The sequence below is a fragment of the Sphingomonas sp. NPDC019816 genome, from assembly GCF_050274375.1.
GTDB lineage: Bacteria > Pseudomonadota > Alphaproteobacteria > Sphingomonadales > Sphingomonadaceae > Sphingomonas.
The window spans coordinates 1-18,447 of record NZ_JBNNOB010000002.1 but is presented as its reverse complement, the minus strand read 5'-3'; the positions used below and the strand labels follow the sequence as shown (position 1 = coordinate 18,447).

Sequence of the window (18,447 nt, the reverse complement as noted above, 5' to 3'; positions counted from 1 at the left end):
GTCGTAAAGATCAGGAACATCCTGCCTTGCCCGACGCTGACCGGTCAAGAGCAAGGAGAGTTCGATGTCAGACATCGCCGATCGACCCTTTGACGACGCGCCGGTCACGGCCGCCAAGGACAAGCAGGCCGCCGTTCGGATCGCGACCCACGAGACGATCGAGGAACGCGGTGACAACCTGGCCGCCACCGCGACCACGATCCGCCGCCCGGCCGCCGAGCTTTATGCCTGGTGGCGGGACTTTTCCAATCTCGCCACCATCATGGACAATGTCGAGCGCATTGACGTGATCGATGCCACGCGGTCGCATTGGTTGGTCAAGGCGCCGGGTGGCACGACGGTCGAATGGGATGCGATCGTCACCGAGGAGCAGGAGGGGCGGCTGATCGCCTGGGCCTCCGCCGAGGGGGCCGATGTCGCGAATTCGGGGCGCGTGACCTTCCGCGATGCGGGCGCGCGCGGCACCGTGGTGACCGCGACGATCCTCTACGATCCGCCCGCCGGCGTCATCGGCAAGCTGGTGGCCAAGCTCTTCCAGCGCGAGCCCGCCATCCAGGCCCGCCGCGACCTCGCCCGCTTCAAGCAGCTGATGGAAACCGGTGAGGTGGCGACCAACGCCATGAACCAGAAGCAGTTTGAGGAGCAGGGCGCATGAAGGCACTGACCTGGCACGGCAAGCATGACGTCCGCATCGACAATGTCGATGATCCGGGCATCATCAACCCCCGCGACGCGATCATCAAGGTGACCGCGACCGCGATCTGCGGCTCCGACCTGCATCTGTACGACGGCTATATCCCCACGATGCAATCGGGCGATATTCTCGGCCACGAGTTCATGGGCGAGGTCGTCGAGACGGGATCGGGCTCGAGCCTGAAGAAGGGGCAAAAGGTCGTCGTCCCGTTCACCATCGCCTGCGGCTCCTGCTACCATTGCGGCAAGCATCAATATTCGGGTTGCGAGAACGGCAACCCGGCGGACAATCAGGACATCGCGCGCGAGTTGTACGGCCACCCGATGTCGGCGCTGTTCGGCTATAGCCACATGACCGGCGGTTACGCGGGCGGACAGGCGGAATATGTCCGCGTGCCGTTCAGCGATACCGGCCCGATCGTCATCCCGGACGGGGTGGACGACGAAAAGGTGCTGTTCCTCTCCGACATCCTGCCCACCGGCTGGATGGCGGCGGAAAACGCCGAGATCGAGCCGGGCGACATCGTCGCGGTCTGGGGCTGTGGTCCGGTCGGGTTGTTCGCGGTGCAGTCGGCCTTCCTGATGGGGGCGGAGCGGGTGATCGCGATCGATCACTTCCCGCACCGGCTGGAGCTGGCGCGCAAGTTCGGTGCGGAAACGATCAATTTCGAGCAGACCGACACCTATGACGCGCTGATGCAGATGACCGGCGGGATCGGCCCCGACGCTGTGATCGACTCGGTCGGTCTGGAGGCGCACGGGCTGTTCTTCGACAATGCGATCGACCAGATCAAGGCATCGACCTTCCTGGGCACCGATCGCATCCATGCCATCCGCCAGGCGATCATCGCGGTCCGAAAGGGCGGCCGGGTGTCGATGCCCGCCGTCTATGGCGGCTTCGTCGACAAGTTCCCGCTCGGCGCGGTGATGCAGAAGGCGCTGACGCTGAAGACCGGGCAGACGCATGTTCAGCATTACCTGCCCGGCCTGCTCGACGCGATCATGGAGGGGAAGATCGATACGACCTTCCTGATCTCGCACCGCCTGCCGTTGGAACAGGCCCCCGAGGGGTATCGCATGTTCCATGACAAGCAGAACGAAGTGACCAAGATCGTGCTGAAGCCCGGTCAGTAAAGGACGCGAACATGGCAGACAAACTGGCGATCGTAACCGGTGCCTCGACCGGCATCGGCTATCATCTGGCGGCCTGTGCGGCCAAGGAAGGCTATGACCTGTTGATCGTCGCGGACGAGCCGGCGATCCACGCCGCCGCGACCAAGCTGGCGGCGGAGGGCGCGCGGGTGCAGGCGGTCGAGGCCGATCTTTCCTCGCTCGACGGGGTCGACACGCTGCTCGCGGCGGCGGACGGCCGGCAGATCGACGTGCTGTGCGCCAATGCCGGCAACAGTAAGGGCGGCGCGTTCTTGGACCAGTCGCTGGAGGATTGGCGCCGGTCGATCGACACCAACGTCACCGGCACCGTCTATCTCCTCCAGCGTGTCGTGTCGGCGATGGTCCGGCGGGGCGAGGGCAAGGTGCTGGTCACCGGCTCGATCGTCGGGTTCATTCCGGGCCCGTTCAACTCGATCTACAACGCGACCAAGGCGTTCATCGACAACTTTACCGAGGCGCTGCGCAACGAGCTGAAGGACGAAAAGGGCGTCACGCTGACCACCCTGATGCCGGGGCCGACCGAAACCGAATTCTTCGCCCGCGCCGATATGCTCGATACTAATGTCGGCCAGAGCAAGAAGGACGATCCCGCCGACGTGGCGCGCGCGGGGTGGGACGCGATGAAGGCGGGCGAAGGGCACATCGTCCCCGGCCTGAAGAACAAGCTTCAGGTCGCCGGATCGGGCGTCGTCCCGCAGGCCACGCTGGCCGCGGCGCATCGCAAGATCGCCGAGCCGGGCACGGCCGACCGCTGATCGTTAAGCCAAGGAGACGAACCATGGGTCTGTTCACCAAGGACATCGCGACGCTGGACGATTTGTTCGTCCATCAGTTGCAGGACATCTATTACGCCGAGCATCAGATTCTCAAGGCGCTGCCCAAGATGATCGACAAGGCGACCGACCCGTCGCTGAAGGCCGGTTTCGAACAGCATCTGCGCGAGACCGAGGGGCAGGTCGCGCGGCTGGAGAAGGTGTTCGAGATGCACGGGCATACGCCCAAGGCGGTGACCTGTCCGGCGATCGATGGCATCATCAAGGAAGCCAATGAGGTCGCCGGCGAAGTCGCCGACAAGCGCGTGTTGGACGCGGCCCTGATCGCGGCGGCGCAGGCGGTCGAGCATTACGAAATCGCGCGTTATGGCACCCTCGTCGCCTGGGCGCGGCAGCTGGGGCGCAGCGATTGCGCGGCGATCCTGGACGAGACGCTCGCCGAGGAGAAGGCGACCGACGAAAAGCTCACCACGATGGCCGAAGGGGGCACCAACGCGGCGGCCAGCGCCGCCGAACCCGCCTGACGCCCAGGCACTGCCGCCGGATCACCCTTCCCCGGCGGCGGTGCCGACCTCAGTGCGCGAAATGAGTGACGGCCAGCATCAGCCCGATGCCGCCCAGCGTCGCCAGGCCGGTCTTCAGGCGCGGATCGAGTGCGTGGCTGCGCGGCACCAGTTCGCACGCGCCGATATAAAGGAAAATGCCGGCGAACAGCGCCATCAACGGCGCCAGCATCGCCGCCGGAATGGCCAACCACAGACCGATCAGCACACCCAGCATCGGCGCCACGCCATTGATGACCAGCCAGCGCCGCGCCGCCGCTTCCGACCGGGCCGCAAGGCTGAGGCTGACCGTATTGACCCCGTCGGCGACGTCATGCGTCAGGACCGCCAGCGCGATCATCCAGCCCGCCGCCGTATCGATCTGGAAGGCGATACCGATGCCAAGGCCATCCATCAGGCTATGCAGACACAGCATCGCCGGCCCCAGATCGCCGCGCCACGTCGCCGCCGCCGCGCGCGGAATCTTCGCCAGCACCCGATCGAGCAGCATATAGCCGCCCAGCCCCAGCGCGACGAAGATCATCAGGCTGCGTACCGGCCAACGGTCACCGGCCAGTTCGATCGCCTCGGGCATCAGGTCGAACAGCGCCACGCCCACCACGATCCCGGCGGTCACGCCCAGGATCAACCCGATCCGGTGCCGCAGGCGAAGCGCCAGCAGCCCCCCCGCCAGCGTCGCCATCATCGCCGCCAGCCCGAACGCGATCGGAATGAGCGTCACGATGCGATCCGCCGGAACCGGATATCGGGAATGGGGAGCGATCGCGCCATCCACGCCCCATGGACCAGCGAATGAGACGTTACAAGGTCACACTCATGTAATCCATGCTGAGGGCTATATGCGGTCATTATTCGTACGCCTGTGTCGGCGATCCGATCGCGGACCGCCCACCCGTTTAGTCGAGAGTGCCGGGCATCATCCGCGCGCGATCGCGTCGAGCACGCGATCCGCGACCTCGCGGCGGCAGATCAGTAGGTCGGGCAGAAGCGGGTTCTCGCAATTATAGACCAGCGGGCTGCCGTCGATGCGAGAGGCGTGGAAACCGGCGGCGAGCGCCACGGCAGCGGGGGCGCAATTGTCCCATTCATATTGGCCGCCCTCATGCAGATAGACGTCGGCCCGACCCTCGACCACCGCCATCGCCTTGGCCCCCGCCGAGCCCATCGGGATCATCGTCGCGCCCAGTCGATCACCGACGCAACGCGCGATGTCGGGCGCGCGACTGCGGCTGACGACGACGCGGAGGCCGGCGGGGCAGGGGGGATGGCGCGGGGGCAGGTCATCGGTGGCGAACACCTGATCCCGGTCCGGGACCGCCACCGCGCCCAGCGCCGGGCGGCCATCGACGGCGAGGCCGATATGCACCGCCCATTCGCTGGATCCGCCCGCATATTCGCGCGTGCCGTCGAGGGGATCGACGATCCACACGCGCCGCGCGGCACAACGCGTACGGTCGTCGATCGACTCCTCCGACAGGATGAAGTCGTCGGGCCGTTGGGCGCGCAACCGGTCCAGGATCAGCGTGTTCGCATCCCGGTCCCCCAGCGCACCCAGCGCCGCGCCCTCAAGTCCGCTCGATGCACGAATGGCCTTGAGCAGCTGGCCCGCTTCGACCGCGACGGCGCGGGCGAGTTCGGCGTCGGTCACAGGGCGTAACTCCAGACGCCCAGCACATGCTCGACGATACGCGACGCCGCCTGTTCCGCCGTCTCCTTCGTCGTGTCGATGCGGATTTCGGGGCGCTCGGGCGCTTCATAGGGGCTGGAGATGCCGGTGAACTCGGCGATCTCTCCGCTGCGCGCCTTGGCATAGAGACCCTTTACATCCCGGTCCTCGGCCACGTTGAGCGGCGTGTCGACGAAAATCTCGACGAACTCACCCTGCGGCAGCAGCGCCCGGACCATGTCCCGCTCGGCCTTGAAGGGCGAGATGAAGGCCGTCAGTACGATGAGCCCCGCATCCGCCATCAGCTTGGCGACCTCGCCCACCCGGCGGATATTCTCGACGCGGCCGGCTTCGGAGAAGTCGAGGTCGCGGTTCAGCCCGTGGCGGATATTGTCGCCGTCCAGCAGGAAACTGTGGCGGCCCATGGCGTGCAGCTTCTGCTCGACCATGTTGGCGATGGTCGACTTGCCCGAACCCGACAGACCGGTGAACCAGAGGACCTTGGGCGCCTGTCCCTTCTGCCGGGCATGCGCCTCGCGCGTCACCACGGCGGACTGCCAGTGGACGTTCTGCGCGCGGCGCAAGGCGTGGTCGATCATGCCCGCAGCAACCGTCGCATTGGTCGCGCGGTCGATCAGGATGAAGCCGCCGAGCGCGCTGCCCTTCGCATAAGGCTCGAACACGATCGGGCGGTCGGCATAGACCTCGGCCAGCCCGATGTCGTTGAGCGCCAGCGTATCGGCCGGGCGCTCCTCCTGGCTGTTGACGTCGACGACATGGCGCGGCGGCTGGACGGTCACGCCGACCAGTTGCGTGCCGAGCTTCAACGAATAGCTGCGCCCCGGCACCAGCGGCGTATCGGCCATCCAGACGATCTTGGCGACGAACTGGTCCGCGATCTCGGGCGGGTTTTCGGCCGCCGCGATCACGTCGCCGCGCGAGCAATCGACTTCCTCGGCCAGCACCAGCGTCACCGCTTCGCCTGCGATCGCATCCTGCCGGTCGCCGTCATAGGTGACGATCCGCGCGATGCTGGTCGTCTTGCCCGATGGCGCGATCCGCACCCGGTCGCCGACCGACACCCGGCCGCTGGTGATCAGGCCGGCAAAGCCCCGGAAGTCGAGATCGGGCCGGTTGACCCATTGCACCGGCATCCGGAACGAGGCCGCCACGGCGCGGTCGCCGTCGATCGCCACCGTCTCCAGATGCGGGAGCAAAGCGGGTCCGTCATACCAGGGCATGTCGGGCGAGGCCGTGGTGACGTTCGCGCCAGTCAGGCCCGACAGCGGAATGGCGGTGAAGCGATCGATCCCGATGCCACGCGCGAAGGCGGCATAGTCGGCGACGATGGCGTCGAAGACCGATTGGTCATGGCCGACCAGATCCATCTTGTTGACCGCCAGCACGATCTCCTTGATCCCGACCAGATGCGCCAGATAGCTGTGCCGCCGCGTCTGGGTCAGCACGCCCTTGCGCGCGTCGATCAGGATCACGGCCAAGTCGGCGGTCGAGGCGCCCGTCACCATGTTGCGGGTATACTGCTCATGGCCGGGGGTATCGGCGACGATGAACTTGCGCTTCTCCGTTGCGAAGAACCGGTAAGCGACATCGATGGTGATGCCCTGCTCGCGCTCGGCGGCAAGACCGTCGACCAGCAGCGCGAAGTCGATATTCTGCCCTTGCGTGCCGACCCGGCGGCTGTCCGCCTCCAGCTGGCTCAACTGATCCTCGAAGATCGTCTTCGAATCGTAGAGCAGCCGCCCGATCAGCGTCGACTTGCCGTCATCGACCGAGCCACAGGTGATGAAGCGCAGCATCGACTTGGCGGCGTGGGTGGCGAGATAGGCGTCGATGTCGGCGGCGATCAGCGCATCAGGTTGATAGGCGGTCATCAGAAATACCCCTCGCGCTTCTTCTTCTCCATGCTGGCGGCCTGATCGTGATCGATCGCGCGCCCCTGCCGCTCCGACGTGGTGGTCAGCAGCATTTCCTGGATGACTTCGGACAGGGTGGCCGCTTCGCTCTCGACCGCGCCGGTCAGTGGATAGCAGCCGAGCGTGCGGAAGCGGATCGAGCGGTCGACCGGCACTTCGCCGGGCTTCAGGCGGAAACGGTCGTCATCGACCATCAGCAGCATCCCGTCGCGCTCGACCGTCGGGCGGGGGGCGGCGAAATAGAGCGGCACGATCTCGATGCCCTCTTGCAAAATATACTGCCAGATATCGAGCTCGGTCCAGTTGGACAGCGGGAAGACGCGGATGCTCTCCCCCTTGTGGATACGGCTGTTATAGAGGTTCCACAGCTCGGGCCGTTGCGCCTTGGGGTCCCAGCCATGCGCGGCCGAACGGAAGGAGAAGACGCGTTCCTTCGCGCGGCTCTTTTCCTCGTCGCGCCGCGCGCCACCGAACGCCGCGTCATAGCCACCGGCCGTCAGCGCCTGTTTCAGCCCCTCGGTCTTCCACATGTCGGTATGGCGGCTGCCATGGTCGAAGGGGTTGATGCCAAGCGCCTCGGCCTCGGGGTTGCGGTGGACGATCAGCTCCATCCCCGCCGCCTCGGCCGCACGGTTGCGCAGTTCGTACATGGCCTGGAATTTCCAGGTCGTGTCGACATGCAACAGCGGGAAGGGCGGGCGCGCCGGGAAGAACGCCTTCTTCGCCAGGTGCAGCATCACCGCCGAATCCTTGCCGACCGAGTAGAGCATCACCGGACGCTCGGTCTCGGCGACGACTTCGCGCAGGATATGGATGCTCTCGGCTTCGAGGCGTTGCAGGTGGGTCAGTCCAGTCATCGGATTGTCAGATAATGTCGCCAGCGAACCGCGCGACCAACTTATCCTGTCAATCGCGATAGTCCCGCTCCAGTGCGTCGAGGATTTTGGCTCCCGCCATGAACACCGCGATCGGGCAGGCCGCGAACAGGATCTTGCCCGGCCAGCCCGGATATTGGACCAGATAATGCTGGCCGCGCTCCACCGCGCCGACGCCCAGCCCGTAGATCACGAGAAAGGCCTCGAACTTCGTCTTGATCGTGAACAGGGCGACCAGGCGGGACCACATGGGCATATTTTGAACCCCCATGCCCGCCCTGCCAAGCCTGAAGCTAGGCCAATATGAGACAGTCGAGCGCTTCCAGCAACGCCAGCCTGGCGGCTTCGATCCCGACGATCAGGTCCGGATTCGTAATCATCGCGGGGTCGATCGCCTCGGGCCAATGCCGCTCGACGATCGCTGCGATCCGGTCCAGCCGGGCATGGTCGACCAGGAAGCGGGGATCGACCGTGGCCGGATCGGCAACGACGCGCAGGCGAAGGCACGCCGGGCCGCCACCATTGGCCATCGATTCGCGGACATTGACGACCTCCAGCCGCCGGATCGGCCCATTGCCGGCGACATGCGCCTGCAACCAGCGCCAGACGCTGGGGGTGTCGCGCGCCTCCTGCGGCAGGATCAGCGTGGTTTCGCCGCTCGGCGGAGTGACGAGCTGCGCGTTGAACAGATAGGAGGATATGGCGTCGGCCAGGCTGACCTCGGCGGCGGGAACCTCGACGATCGCCACCTCGGGCATCAGGCGGCGGAGTTCGGCGTATAGCCGGTCGGGTTCGGCAAAGGCCTGTTCGTGGGCGAACAGCACGCGCTCATTTGCGACGGCGACCACGTCATTGTGGAAGGCGCCCGCCGCGATCGCCGCCTCGGACTGGCGGGCGAAAATGGTGCGGTCGGGGGACAGGCGATGCGCGCGGGCGACCGCTTCGCAGGCTTCGCGGTGCTGGCGTGCGGGGAAGGGGCCACCGCCCTCGCCATAGACGAAGACCTCGACACCCGGCCGGTCATGCGCGGCGCACAGCCGCATATGATTGGCGGCACCCTCATCGCCGAACGGGGCGGGCACGGGGGCGTGCACTGCAAAGGCCGGGTCGGCGAAGGCGAGGCGGAGCTGCGCCAGCGTCGCGGGCCATTCATGGCTGCGATGCGGCATGGTGACCAGGTTGGCGACGGTCAGATGGCACCGCCCGTCGCCGCTGTCGGGTGCGGGCGAGACGGTCGCGGCATTGGCCGCCCACATTGCCGAGGCGGACAGCGCACGCGCCTTGAGCACCGGCGAGGCGGCGTCGTAATCGGTCGACAGGCTGCGCAACCAGGGGTGATCGGGACGCGGATGGGGCAGGAATATGCCCTGCACCAGCCCCAGGTCCAGGTTCGCCCGCATCTTGGCGATCCCCTGAAGCGCGGCGGCGCGCGGGTGCGAGACATGGCCGGCGTTGCGCGTCGCGGCCAGATTGCCATGGCTCAGCCCCGCATAATTGTGGCTGGGCCCGATGATCCCGTCGAAGTTGATCTCTCTCAGCATCGTCCTCACCGATCGATATGCAGCACGGTGTCGCCGACGCTCAGGTCGAGCGTGCGCGCGGTGTCTTCCGACAGGATGATCCCGCCATCCCCATCGCGGATGTCGGCGAGTGCACAGCGGAAGTCGGCCAACCGGCCGGCGGCGACCAGGGCTTCCCGGCCGGGCAACGCGTCGATCGCGACGACCGTGCTTTCGCGCGCGTCGCGGATGGTCCGTACGTGATCGGTACGCGCGGTCATGGTCGGGCCGCCGTCGAAAATGTCGATATAATGTTCGAAGGCGAAGCCCTCATTCTCCAGCATCCGCATCGCCGCGCGGCCGGAGGGGTGGGGCAGGCCGATCGCGGCGCGCGCGGTCTCGGTCAGCATCGCGGTGTAGATGGGGTGCTTGGGCATCAGGTCGGCGATGAACTGGTGCCCGTGGATCGCGTTGAACTCGTCCGCCTGCTGGAAATTCATCCCGAAGAAGCGTCCCGCCAGACCGTCCCAGAAGGGCGACCCGCCGGCTTCGTCGATCACCCCGCGCAGCTCGGCCAGCACGCGGTCGGCGAAGCGCGGACGGTTGGCGCGCATGAAGAGGTAGCGGCTGCGGGCGAGCAGCAGGCCCAGGCCACCGGCGCGCTCGCCGGGGTGGAGGAACAGCCCGCCCACCTCGCTCGCGCCCTCCAGATCGGTGGTCAGCGACAGCATTTCGGCGCGGAAGGTGCGGTCGAGTTCGCGGCTGTGCTGGGTCAGCGTACCAATGCGGTAGCTGTAAAAGGGATGCTTCTGCCCGACATGGGTAAAGATCTGGCAGGTGCCGCGCACGTCACCGGTCGCGCGGTCCTCCAGCATCAGGACGAACAGCTCGTCCTTCACCTTGCCGTCGCCATCGCTGGCAAAGGCGGCGTGGCTGCGCGCCAGCTTGGCGGTCAGCGCGCGGCGGTCGGGGGGCAGGTTGGTGAAGCCGCCGCCGGTCAGCTTGGCCATTTCATAGAGGTGGCGAAGGTCGGTATCGACGGCGGGGCGGATGCAAAAGCTGCTCATGCGGCACCAATGATGCGCAGGATGGTCAGCGCCGACAACCCCGCCCGTTCGGGCAGGCTGTCGACCAGCATAAATTCGTCCGGAGAATGGATGGCCCCGCCGCGCACGCCCATCGTATCGACCACCGGGACGCCGGCGGCGGCGATGTTGTTACCGTCGCACACGCCGCCCGTCGCGCGCCAGCCGATGGTCAGGCCCAGATCGGCGCCAGCAGCACGCACCGTCTCGAACAGCCGGCCAGCACCGTCGTCGATCGGCTTGGGCGGGCGGTTGAAGCTGCCATGGACTTCGACGCCGACGTCATGCTCGGCGGCGATCCGCTCGGCGATCGCCTTCATGGCCGGGCCGGTGCGCTCGATCGCGGCGAGCGCGCGCGGACGGAAATTGACGTGCAGCATGGCGAGGTCGGGCACGACATTGTTGGGGCCGCCGCCATCGATCCGCGCGGGATTGACGGTGATGTCGTCGGAGCCGAGCTGCGCGAGTTCGAGCGTGATCCGCGCGGCGGCGACGATGGCGTTGCGGCCCTCTTCCGGGTTGCGGCCGGCATGCGCGCTGCGCCCGCGCACGACGATGGTGAAATTGCCGGTCCCGCCACGCGCGCCCGCCAGCGTGCCGTCTGGCAGGGCGGGTTCGTAGGTGAGGGCGGCGACCTTGCCCGCCGCCAGTCTGGCGATCAGCGCGGCGGAGGAGGCGGAGCCGGTTTCCTCGTCCGAGTTGATCATGACGTCATAGCCCAGCCGCCGGGCCAGCGGACTTTGCTCGACCGCCTGAAGCGCCGCGAACAGCAGGGCAAGGCCGCCCTTCATGTCGGCGACACCGGGACCGCCCAGCCGTTCGGCATCGATCCGGGTCAGCGCCTGAAAGGGATGATCGACCGGATAGACGGTATCCATATGGCCGGTGAACAGCATCCGGACCGGCGCCTCGGGGCGGACCGACAGATGCAGGTGACGGCCATGGCCGATCTCCGTCAGCCGGCCGTCGGCGCCGACGCGCTCGACCCGCTCGGGTTCGACCAGCCGCAGCGTCCCGGGCAGCGTCCCGAATTGCTCGGCCAGCCGGTCGGCCATGACCGCAAGGCCGGTCAGGTTGCGGGTGCCGCTGTTGATCGCGGCCCAGTCCTCGACCAAAGGCAGCATCGGATAGGCGGCGGCGGACGCCACGGCGTCCCGCTCGATCGTCGTCATTCTCTCCATGACCGCCAGCCTAGGCCACGGAAGGGGGTCAGGTGAACCCCAAGGGCGGAAATTAGAAGCTGTAGACGATCGAGGCGCGGCTGATCGTGTCGGTGGTCTGGCGACCGGCCGGCGGCTCGCTTTCATATTGGACGTTATAGGATAGCTGCGCCGACAGCGGCCCCCACAGCTTGGCGTTCAGGGCCGAATTGGCGCTGACCGTGCTGTTGAACTTCTGGACATAGGCCGACGCGTTCTGAGTGACCGAGACGGCTGGGGTCAGTTTCCAGACGAAGTTCAGATTGCCGCGCGCCGCCAAGGCGCTCTCGATCCGGCCGTCGGTGAACTCTGTATGCCGGAAGGCGGGGCCGAGTTCGACGTCGAGCGTCATGCGCGGCTTGCGGATCGCACTATACCCCGCACCCGAAGATGCGGATAAACGGTTGAAATAACCGAGGAACCGGTCACTCTCATATTGCGCCGCGCCGTACACATAGTTGTTGGCACTCAGCTTGAAATTGGGCTCGTAGGAGGCGACGTAATGCTCGCGGCTCGTGACGTCGAAGCTCTCCTGATAATCGCCCTGAAAGCGCAGCTTGTGCCGCCAGCGCAGCCCCTCTCGCGTCAGGTCGACGACACCGGTCAAGCCGATATTGCGGCTGTTGCCCGTGGTTGCGAAACCGCCCAGCTCGACCCGGCCATGCCACAGGTCGAAGAAGGTCGCCTCGCGCAACGTCCGGCTGCGGCTGGCGGTCTTCTCATCGCGCCATACATCGGCCATGGCGTCGATCGCATCGGCCGCCTCGGGCACGGCGTTGCGCGCATATTTGACGACGGTGGTAATGTCGTTCTCGTTCCCGCTGGCGATCGCGGCCTCCAGCATCGCGCGGATCTGGGGCGGGATGAGCGCGGGGTCGGGATCGTTCGGCTCCGCATTGGCGAGCAGGCCGAAGGCCAGAGGGAGGAGCATCAGGCGCGTCGTCATGACAAAAGCCTTATGCGCCGTGCCCGCCGCCCGCCGCGGCGAAATGATCGGCGAAAATCACCAGCAGTTCTTCGTACAGCGACTTCTTGAAGGGCACGATCATGGCGGGCAGCGTGGCCGGCTCGCTCCAGCGCCAGGCGCGGAATTCGGGATGCTCGGTCTCGATGCGGATGTCGGTGTCCTCACCCAGGAAGCGATAGAGGAACCAGCTCTGCCGCTGGCCGCGCCATTTGCCCTTCCACACCTTGCCGATCATGTCCTCGGGCAGGTCGTAGGTCAGCTCGCGCGGCGCACGCGCGATCAGCTCGACCTTGTCGGCGGTGACGCCGGTTTCCTCGAACAGCTCCCGCAGCGCCGCCGTTTCGGCATCCTCACCGGGGTCGATGCCGCCCTGGGGCAACTGCCAGGCCTCCAGCGTCGAATCGATACGCTGGCCGACAAAGACCCGGCCGTCGCGGTTCATCAGAATGACGCCCGCACAGGGGCGATAGGGAAGATCGGTCATGGCTGTTGTCCATTCGCTCGGGCGGTTTCCGCCTCGGCTATCACCGCGCGCAAAGCAAGCAGGAATGCGGTGAGATCCCTCTGGCCCGAGGGGATCGCCTTGCGCAAGGTGGCAAAGCCGTGGATCGTCCCCCCGGCCTCCTGGAACGTGACCGCGACACCGGCGCGGACAAGCGCGGCGGCATAGGCGCGCCCCTGATCGCGAATCGGATCGCATTGGGCGGTGACGATGACGGCGGGCGGCGTGCCGGCCAGATCGCCCCGCATCGGTGCGGCGCGGATGTCGGTCAGGTCGGCGGCATAACAGGCGACGAACCAGTCGAGCATCGCGCGGGTCAGGAAATGCCCCTCGGCAAAGTCTCGCAGCGACGGATGCGCGCGGCCCATATCGGTGGCGGGATAGAGCAGCCCCTGCGCGATCACCGGCACGGCGGCGGGATCGTCGCGCAGACGCATCGCGGTGACGGTCGCCAGCGTGCCGCCCGCGCTGTCGCCCATGACGATCAGGCCGGTCGCCATGCCATCGGTCGCCAGCCAGCGCGCGGCCGCCTCGCAATCTTCGGGGGCCGCGGGCCAGGGATGCTCGGGGGCCAGCCGATAATCGACCGACAGGACCGGCAGGTCGAGCTGTCGCGCGATCTCGGCGGCGAGCGGCGCATGGGTGTCGATGTCGCCTATCACGAAACCGCCGCCATGGAAGAACAGCACGACCGGTCCCGGCGCGCGCGCGGGCGCGGCGTCGAACAGCCGGACCGGTATCGGGCCGTGCGGGCCGGCAACATCGAAGGCGCGGTCGATCGCGAGCGCGCCCACCGGCGGGTCGGTCAGGTCGCGCGCCTGCCGCATCATCCGCCGTGCCGCCTCGGGGCCGAGTTCGTGATGCGGCGGGCCAGGCAGATTGTTGTAATAGCCCAGGAACCGCGCGACATCGGCGCGCAGGTCGGGCAACGGCCGCTCGGGCCTCCTATCGCGGGTCATGGCTTCCTACCTAGGCGTCATGATCCATGTCGTCCATCACCCCGCCTATGTCACCGAGGCCCCCGCACGCTCGACCTATCGCTGGGGAAAGAATGGCGCGATCCGCGACCTGTTGCGCGATCAGGGCGACGCCATCGCCTGGACCGAGCCCGAGCTGATCCCGCCGGCCTGGCTGGAGGCGGTGCACGACCCCGATTATGTCGCCGAGGTGCTGGAGGCGCGGGTGCCGCCGGAAAAGACCCGGCGCATCGGCTTTCCGATCACCGAGCAGGTCGCGCACCGTGCGCGGGCGGTGCCGGGCGGCACCTGGACGGCGGCGATGCTGGCGATCGAGCATGGTTTTGCCGCGAACACCGCCGGGGGCAGCCATCATGCGCTGGCCAATACGGGGGCCGGCTATTGCATCTTCAACGATCTGGCGGTCGCGGCGGTGCGACTGGTTGAGGAAGGGACGGTCGGCCGGATCGCGATCGTCGATTGCGATGTGCATCAGGGTGACGGCACCGCCGCCTTGACCGCCGGCCGGGCGGACATAGTCACCTATTCGATCCATGCCGAGAAGAACTTTCCCGCCCGCAAGGCCCGCTCGACGCTGGATGTCGGCCTGCCGGACGGGGTTGATGACGATGGCTATCTGGAGCAGCTGGCGACGACCCTGATCCCCTTTCTCGACGAGCATGCGCCGGACCTGATCCTGTACCAGGCCGGGGTCGATCCCTTTGCCGGCGACCGGCTCGGCCGGCTGGCGGTCAGCGAGGCGGGGCTGGTGGCGCGCGATAACCTGATCGCCGACCTGGCGCTGGCCCGGAACCTGCCGCTCGCGAGCACGGTGGGTGGCGGTTATGGCGACGACGTCATGGCGATCGCCGAGCGGCATGTCCGGGCGATCCTGACCCTGGGAGGAAGGCTCGGCCAACGGAACCGCACGCCGATCGGCGCGTAGCGCGGGGATGACATCGCCGCATATCGTCTGGTTTCGCCAGGACCTTCGCCTTCACGATCAACCCGCACTTCTGGCGGCGGCGGGGGCGGGGCCGGTGATACCGGTCTATATCCTCGACGACGATGGGCCCGGCGACTGGCGGATGGGCGGCGCGCAACGCTGGTGGCTGCACCACAGTCTGACGTCGCTGGACGACGATCTGAAGGCGCTCGGAAGCCGCCTGATCCTGCGTCGCGGTCCCACCGTTGCGGTACTGGCGGCATTGGTCGAGGAAACGGGAGCCGAGACCATCCACGCCATCCGCCATTACGAACCCTGGTGGCGCAAGGCGGAGGACCAGCTAGGCGATCGTCTATGCCTGTATGACGGCAACCACCTGGCGCGACCCGAATTGGTGACGACGGGCAGCGGCAAGCCGTTTCGCATCTATTCGGCCTTTTGGAAGGGGTTGCAGGAGCATCTTCCCCCCGAACATCCGCTCGATCCGCCCAAGACGCTCTCGGCACCCGCCAAATGGCCCAAGAGCGAGACGCTGAATGATTGGGATTTGCTGCCCACCAAGCCTGACTGGTCGACTGGCTTTGATGCCGACTGGGTGCCCGGCGAGGCGACTGCGCGCGAGCGGGTAGCCGACTTCGTCGACAAGGCGGCCGCTTATGACACCGCGCGCAACATGCCATCCGAGGAGGGCAGCTCGCGCTTGTCGCCGCACCTGCATTTCGGCGAGGTGTCTCCGCGCGCGGTCTGGCACGCGCTTGACCGGACGGCGGAGACCGAGACGTTTCGCAAGGAACTGGCGTGGTGCGACTTCACCGACGGCGTCGTCATGGCGATCCCGGACTATGCCGATCGCAACGGCCGGGATGCGTTCGACAGGATGCCGTGGCGTAAAGGTGCTGAAGCGAAGAAGGACCTGAAGGCGTGGCAGACCGGCCGGACCGGCTATCCGATCGTCGATGCCGGGATGCGCCAGCTTTGGGCGACGGGCTGGATGCACAACCGGGTGCGGATGATCACCGCCTCCTTTTTGATCAAGCATCTGCTGATCGACTGGCGCGAAGGTGAGCGCTGGTTCTGGGACTGTCTGGTCGATGCCGATTACGGCAACAACTCGGTCAACTGGCAATGGGTCGCCGGGACCGGGATCGATGCCAACATGTTCGGCCGGATCATGGCGCCGCTGACCCAGTCGGAGAAGTTCGACGCGGGCGACTATATCCGCGAATGGGTGCCCGAGCTGAAGCACCTGCCCGATGCGGCGATTCACGACCCGGACGAGGCGGGGTGTCGGCCAAAGGATTATCCGGCCAAGATCATCGGGCACCGTGAGGGCCGGGAGCGGGCATTGGCAGCGGGGAAGTCCGTGCGGGGATAGGGCGGGGCGTGCGCTTCGACTTCGCTCAGCGTGAACGGGGTTTAGTACCAACCTCCGTTCAGCCTGAGCGTAGTCGAAGGCCAAGGGAAACGCTCACCGCTTCCGCCGACACGCATCCGAACAATAAACGACCTGATCCCAGTCCCGAGCCCATTTCTTGCGCCAGGTGAAGGGGCGTCCGCAGGCCGGGCACATCTTGCTCGGCAAATCCTGTTTGCGGACGCCATTGGGCATCAGCGGGCTTCCGCGTCCAGGAACGCGGCGACGTCGGCCAAATCGACTGTCTTGTCGAGATAGGTCCGCCCGATGCCCTTGGCGAGCAGGAAGGGCAGGGTGCCCGCCGCCATCTTCTTGTCGTGCTTCATATGCTCGACCAACGTCGCGGACGGTGCATCGATCCCGGCGGCGGCGAGGCCATCGGACAGGCCGACCGCGCGCAGATGCGCGGCCACCCGCTCGGCATCCTGCCGCTCGCAAATCCCCTTGCGTGCCGAATAGCGAAAGGCGAGCGCGCAGCCCGCCGCCACGCCTTCGCCGTGGAGCAGGCGGTCGGAAAATCCCGCTTCGGCCTCCAGCGCATGGCCGAAGGTATGGCCCAGATTGAGCAGCGCGCGGATACCGTTCGTCTCATGCTCGTCGGCCGCGACGATCCGCGCCTTGGCGGCCACCGAATGGGCGATCGCATGGACCCGCGCTTCGGCATCGCCCGCCAACAGCGCAGGCGCGTTCGCTTCGCACCATTCGAAAAAGGCGAAGTCGTCGATCAGGCCGTATTTGACGACCTCGGCATAGCCCGCGCGCACGTGCCGCGCCGACAGCGTGTCGAGCACGTCGGGGTCGATCAGCACCATCGCGGGCTGGTGGAAGGCGCCGATCAGGTTCTTGCCGGCGGCGGTGTTGATCGCGGTCTTGCCGCCGACCGACGAGTCGACTTGCGCGAGCAGGGTCGTCGGGATCTGTACGAAGCGACAGCCGCGCTTGACGATCGAGCAGGCGAAGCCGACCAGATCGCCGATCACGCCGCCGCCGAGCGCGATGACATGATCCGCCCGCTCGATGCCCAGATCCAGCAGCCGGTCGCAGACATGCTCCAGCATCGCCCAGCTCTTGGTCTTCTCGCCCGGTGGCAGGACGATCGCCTCGCTCTCCACGCCGGCGGCGGTCAGCGACGCCTGGAGTGTGGCGAGGTGCGGTCGGACATTCTCATCCGTCACGATCGCCATGCGCCGGCCGCGCGACAGGGGCGCGAGGAACTCGGCGGCACGCGGCAGCAGCCCGGCCTCGATATGGATGGGATAGCTGCGGTCGCCCAGCGACACGGTGACGGTCTTCATCGTCCGATGGCTTTCAATATGGCGTTGACGGTGGCTTCGTGCGGCCCCCGCTTGCTGGAGACATGGATGGGCGCGAGCGAATAGATCGGGTTGCGCACCGCCGACAGTTCGCGCAGCACCTTCAGTGGGTCCTTGCCACGCAGCAGGGGGCGGGTGTCGCGCCGCCGTACCCGCTCGGCCAGGACTTCGGGCGCGGCGTTCAGCCAGATGGCGGTGGCCTGTTCCAGGATCAGCGCGCGCGTCTCGTCATTGATGAACGCGCCGCCGCCGGTGGCGATCACCTTGGGCCGGCCATCGACCAGCCGCGCGATCACGCGCCGTTCGCCGTCACGGAAATAGGGTTCGCCGAATTGTTCGAAAATCTCGGTCACGCTCATGCCGGCGGCTTCCTCGATGGCGTGGTCGGCATCGACGAAGGGCACGCGCAGCCGGTTCGCCAGGCGGCGCCCCACGGTCGACTTGCCCACGCCCATCAGCCCGACAAGCACGATCGGTGAACCGGTCCAGCGTGAATCAACAGGGTTGTGGCTTTGCAACATTGCCGTCTGCGCTATACAGCAGGCGCGCGCCCGGCAACACCGACCGGGCTTTCACGGGTCCATTATAAGGTTTTGCGTTTCATGTCCCGTATGGTCGTTTCGCTCATCATCCTGCTGGTCATCATCGTCGGCGGGCTGTTCTTCCTGTCCGGGCGAGCGAGCGAGCGGCCGACGACCCAGGTCGAAAAGGCGGTCTCGCTTGGCAACCTGCAATAAGCGGGTCCGCGCCTTTCGCCATCTGCCCAGGGCCGTCGCGCTCCTGATGGCGGGCGCGGCCGCGCTGGCCGCGGCGCAGGACCGCCCCGAATCGCTATTGCCCCCCGGGTTCGGCCAGTCGCCGGCCCCCGCCGCCCCGCGCGCCACGCCTC

The 18,447-nt window shown here is 66.8% G+C and carries 21 protein-coding genes; 7 read left to right on the top strand and 14 right to left on the bottom strand.

Features of this window, described 5'->3' with window-relative positions:
- Nucleotides 1-64: 64 nt before the first annotated feature.
- The 4 genes from ACQKJZ_RS00520 to ACQKJZ_RS00505 are packed head-to-tail and all read left to right on the top strand — an operon-like array spanning nt 65 to nt 3,163.
- Nucleotides 65-655 (top strand): SRPBCC family protein, encoded by a 591-nt coding sequence (locus ACQKJZ_RS00520; protein ID WP_427729592.1) that lies wholly within the window; start codon nt 65-67, stop codon nt 653-655.
- Complete coding sequence (locus tag ACQKJZ_RS00515) at nt 652-1,827, top strand: zinc-dependent alcohol dehydrogenase (RefSeq protein ID WP_427729591.1); 1,176 nt, start codon at nt 652-654, stop codon at nt 1,825-1,827. The genes ACQKJZ_RS00520 and ACQKJZ_RS00515 overlap by 4 nt, the downstream gene beginning before the upstream one ends.
- Before the next feature lie 11 nt (nt 1,828-1,838).
- On the top strand, nt 1,839-2,621 hold the full coding sequence (locus tag ACQKJZ_RS00510) for an SDR family NAD(P)-dependent oxidoreductase (protein ID WP_427729590.1): 783 nt from the start codon (nt 1,839-1,841) through the stop codon (nt 2,619-2,621).
- Nucleotides 2,622-2,644: 23 nt separating this feature from the next.
- A complete protein-coding gene (locus ACQKJZ_RS00505; protein WP_312488573.1) occupies nt 2,645-3,163 on the top strand; it encodes a ferritin-like domain-containing protein in 519 nt (172 codons plus the stop codon).
- A 49-nt stretch (nt 3,164-3,212) separates the two neighbouring features.
- On the opposite strand, the gene ACQKJZ_RS00500 is transcribed toward ACQKJZ_RS00505, so the two are convergent.
- From ACQKJZ_RS00500 to ACQKJZ_RS00450, 11 genes are all read right to left on the bottom strand, one after another.
- On the bottom strand, nt 3,213-3,923 hold the full coding sequence (locus ACQKJZ_RS00500; protein WP_312488574.1) for a ZIP family metal transporter: 711 nt from the start codon (nt 3,921-3,923) through the stop codon (nt 3,213-3,215).
- A gap of 195 nt (nt 3,924-4,118) precedes the next feature.
- Nucleotides 4,119-4,850 (bottom strand): 3'(2'),5'-bisphosphate nucleotidase CysQ, encoded by a 732-nt coding sequence (locus ACQKJZ_RS00495; protein ID WP_427729589.1) that lies wholly within the window; start codon nt 4,848-4,850, stop codon nt 4,119-4,121.
- Nucleotides 4,847-6,760, bottom strand: a complete 1,914-nt coding sequence (gene cysN / locus ACQKJZ_RS00490) for a sulfate adenylyltransferase subunit CysN (RefSeq protein WP_427729588.1) — start codon at nt 6,758-6,760, stop codon at nt 4,847-4,849. The genes ACQKJZ_RS00495 and cysN overlap by 4 nt, the downstream gene beginning before the upstream one ends.
- On the bottom strand, nt 6,760-7,659 hold the full coding sequence (gene cysD / locus ACQKJZ_RS00485) for a sulfate adenylyltransferase subunit CysD (RefSeq protein ID WP_427729587.1): 900 nt from the start codon (nt 7,657-7,659) through the stop codon (nt 6,760-6,762). The genes cysN and cysD overlap by 1 nt, the downstream gene beginning before the upstream one ends.
- Before the next feature lie 49 nt (nt 7,660-7,708).
- Entirely contained in the window at nt 7,709-7,927 is a 219-nt protein-coding gene (locus tag ACQKJZ_RS00480) for a hypothetical protein (RefSeq protein ID WP_183950971.1), read from the bottom strand.
- Nucleotides 7,928-7,970: 43 nt separating this feature from the next.
- Nucleotides 7,971-9,218, bottom strand: a complete 1,248-nt coding sequence (locus ACQKJZ_RS00475; protein WP_427729586.1) for an N-succinylarginine dihydrolase — start codon at nt 9,216-9,218, stop codon at nt 7,971-7,973.
- 5 nt (nt 9,219-9,223) lie between these two features.
- Nucleotides 9,224-10,243: an arginine N-succinyltransferase gene (locus tag ACQKJZ_RS00470; protein WP_427729585.1), complete on the bottom strand. Its 1,020-nt coding sequence runs from the start codon at nt 10,241-10,243 to the stop codon at nt 9,224-9,226.
- On the bottom strand, nt 10,240-11,433 hold the full coding sequence (locus tag ACQKJZ_RS00465) for a hydrolase (protein WP_427729584.1): 1,194 nt from the start codon (nt 11,431-11,433) through the stop codon (nt 10,240-10,242). The genes ACQKJZ_RS00470 and ACQKJZ_RS00465 overlap by 4 nt, the downstream gene beginning before the upstream one ends.
- Before the next feature lie 61 nt (nt 11,434-11,494).
- The gene (locus tag ACQKJZ_RS00460; protein WP_427729583.1) at nt 11,495-12,406 is read right to left on the bottom strand and encodes a DUF481 domain-containing protein; all 912 of its coding nucleotides are present in this window, start codon (nt 12,404-12,406) and stop codon (nt 11,495-11,497) included.
- A gap of 10 nt (nt 12,407-12,416) precedes the next feature.
- Complete coding sequence (locus tag ACQKJZ_RS00455; protein WP_427729582.1) at nt 12,417-12,911, bottom strand: RNA pyrophosphohydrolase; 495 nt, start codon at nt 12,909-12,911, stop codon at nt 12,417-12,419.
- Nucleotides 12,908-13,888: an alpha/beta hydrolase gene (locus tag ACQKJZ_RS00450; RefSeq protein ID WP_427729581.1), complete on the bottom strand. Its 981-nt coding sequence runs from the start codon at nt 13,886-13,888 to the stop codon at nt 12,908-12,910. The genes ACQKJZ_RS00455 and ACQKJZ_RS00450 overlap by 4 nt, the downstream gene beginning before the upstream one ends.
- A gap of 19 nt (nt 13,889-13,907) precedes the next feature.
- On the opposite strand from ACQKJZ_RS00450, the gene ACQKJZ_RS00445 reads away from it, so the two are divergent.
- Entirely contained in the window at nt 13,908-14,831 is a 924-nt protein-coding gene (locus ACQKJZ_RS00445) for a histone deacetylase family protein (RefSeq protein ID WP_427729633.1), read from the top strand.
- A gap of 7 nt (nt 14,832-14,838) precedes the next feature.
- Complete coding sequence (locus ACQKJZ_RS00440; RefSeq protein ID WP_427729580.1) at nt 14,839-16,206, top strand: cryptochrome/photolyase family protein; 1,368 nt, start codon at nt 14,839-14,841, stop codon at nt 16,204-16,206.
- Between the two features lie 93 nt (nt 16,207-16,299).
- Here the strand turns inward: ACQKJZ_RS00440 and ACQKJZ_RS00435 are convergent, their stop codons facing one another.
- From ACQKJZ_RS00435 to ACQKJZ_RS00425, 3 genes are read right to left on the bottom strand one after another with little or no spacing between them, the layout of a single operon-like run.
- The gene (locus ACQKJZ_RS00435) at nt 16,300-16,440 is read right to left on the bottom strand and encodes a DUF2256 domain-containing protein (RefSeq protein ID WP_312488590.1); all 141 of its coding nucleotides are present in this window, start codon (nt 16,438-16,440) and stop codon (nt 16,300-16,302) included.
- Nucleotides 16,440-17,540: a 3-dehydroquinate synthase gene (gene aroB / locus ACQKJZ_RS00430; protein WP_427729579.1), complete on the bottom strand. Its 1,101-nt coding sequence runs from the start codon at nt 17,538-17,540 to the stop codon at nt 16,440-16,442. The genes ACQKJZ_RS00435 and aroB overlap by 1 nt, the downstream gene beginning before the upstream one ends.
- Nucleotides 17,537-18,079: a shikimate kinase gene (locus tag ACQKJZ_RS00425; RefSeq protein ID WP_312488593.1), complete on the bottom strand. Its 543-nt coding sequence runs from the start codon at nt 18,077-18,079 to the stop codon at nt 17,537-17,539. Before ACQKJZ_RS00425 ends, aroB begins: the two co-directional genes overlap by 4 nt.
- Nucleotides 18,080-18,160: 81 nt before the next feature.
- Between ACQKJZ_RS00425 and ACQKJZ_RS00420 the strand changes: the two genes are divergently transcribed.
- Nucleotides 18,161-18,295 carry a hypothetical protein gene (locus ACQKJZ_RS00420; RefSeq protein ID WP_312488595.1) on the top strand — a complete coding sequence of 45 codons (135 nt, stop codon included), beginning with the start codon at nt 18,161-18,163 and terminating at the stop codon, nt 18,293-18,295.
- Nucleotides 18,296-18,447: the final 152 nt, after the last annotated feature.

What these genes read in the sequence shown, in the direction of transcription:
- ACQKJZ_RS00520 (WP_427729592.1), top strand. Translation starts at nt 65, where the DNA reads ATGTCAGACATCGCCGATCGACCCTTTGACGACGCGCCGGTCACGGCC.
- ACQKJZ_RS00515 (WP_427729591.1), top strand. Translation starts at nt 652, where the DNA reads ATGAAGGCACTGACCTGGCACGGCAAGCATGACGTCCGCATCGACAAT.
- ACQKJZ_RS00510 (WP_427729590.1), top strand. Translation starts at nt 1,839, where the DNA reads ATGGCAGACAAACTGGCGATCGTAACCGGTGCCTCGACCGGCATCGGC.
- ACQKJZ_RS00505 (WP_312488573.1), top strand. Translation starts at nt 2,645, where the DNA reads ATGGGTCTGTTCACCAAGGACATCGCGACGCTGGACGATTTGTTCGTC.
- cysN (WP_427729588.1), bottom strand. Translation starts at nt 6,760, where the DNA reads ATGACCGCCTATCAACCTGATGCGCTGATCGCCGCCGACATCGACGCC.
- cysD (WP_427729587.1), bottom strand. Translation starts at nt 7,659, where the DNA reads ATGACTGGACTGACCCACCTGCAACGCCTCGAAGCCGAGAGCATCCAT.
- ACQKJZ_RS00480 (WP_183950971.1), bottom strand. Translation starts at nt 7,927, where the DNA reads ATGTGGTCCCGCCTGGTCGCCCTGTTCACGATCAAGACGAAGTTCGAG.
- ACQKJZ_RS00475 (WP_427729586.1), bottom strand. Translation starts at nt 9,218, where the DNA reads ATGCTGAGAGAGATCAACTTCGACGGGATCATCGGGCCCAGCCACAAT.
- ACQKJZ_RS00470 (WP_427729585.1), bottom strand. Translation starts at nt 10,243, where the DNA reads ATGAGCAGCTTTTGCATCCGCCCCGCCGTCGATACCGACCTTCGCCAC.
- ACQKJZ_RS00465 (WP_427729584.1), bottom strand. Translation starts at nt 11,433, where the DNA reads ATGACGACGATCGAGCGGGACGCCGTGGCGTCCGCCGCCGCCTATCCG.
- ACQKJZ_RS00460 (WP_427729583.1), bottom strand. Translation starts at nt 12,406, where the DNA reads ATGACGACGCGCCTGATGCTCCTCCCTCTGGCCTTCGGCCTGCTCGCC.
- ACQKJZ_RS00455 (WP_427729582.1), bottom strand. Translation starts at nt 12,911, where the DNA reads ATGACCGATCTTCCCTATCGCCCCTGTGCGGGCGTCATTCTGATGAAC.
- ACQKJZ_RS00450 (WP_427729581.1), bottom strand. Translation starts at nt 13,888, where the DNA reads ATGACCCGCGATAGGAGGCCCGAGCGGCCGTTGCCCGACCTGCGCGCC.
- ACQKJZ_RS00445 (WP_427729633.1), top strand. Translation starts at nt 13,908, where the DNA reads ATGATCCATGTCGTCCATCACCCCGCCTATGTCACCGAGGCCCCCGCA.
- ACQKJZ_RS00440 (WP_427729580.1), top strand. Translation starts at nt 14,839, where the DNA reads ATGACATCGCCGCATATCGTCTGGTTTCGCCAGGACCTTCGCCTTCAC.
- ACQKJZ_RS00435 (WP_312488590.1), bottom strand. Translation starts at nt 16,440, where the DNA reads ATGCCCAATGGCGTCCGCAAACAGGATTTGCCGAGCAAGATGTGCCCG.
- aroB (WP_427729579.1), bottom strand. Translation starts at nt 17,540, where the DNA reads ATGAAGACCGTCACCGTGTCGCTGGGCGACCGCAGCTATCCCATCCAT.
- ACQKJZ_RS00425 (WP_312488593.1), bottom strand. Translation starts at nt 18,079, where the DNA reads ATGTTGCAAAGCCACAACCCTGTTGATTCACGCTGGACCGGTTCACCG.
- ACQKJZ_RS00420 (WP_312488595.1), top strand. Translation starts at nt 18,161, where the DNA reads ATGTCCCGTATGGTCGTTTCGCTCATCATCCTGCTGGTCATCATCGTC.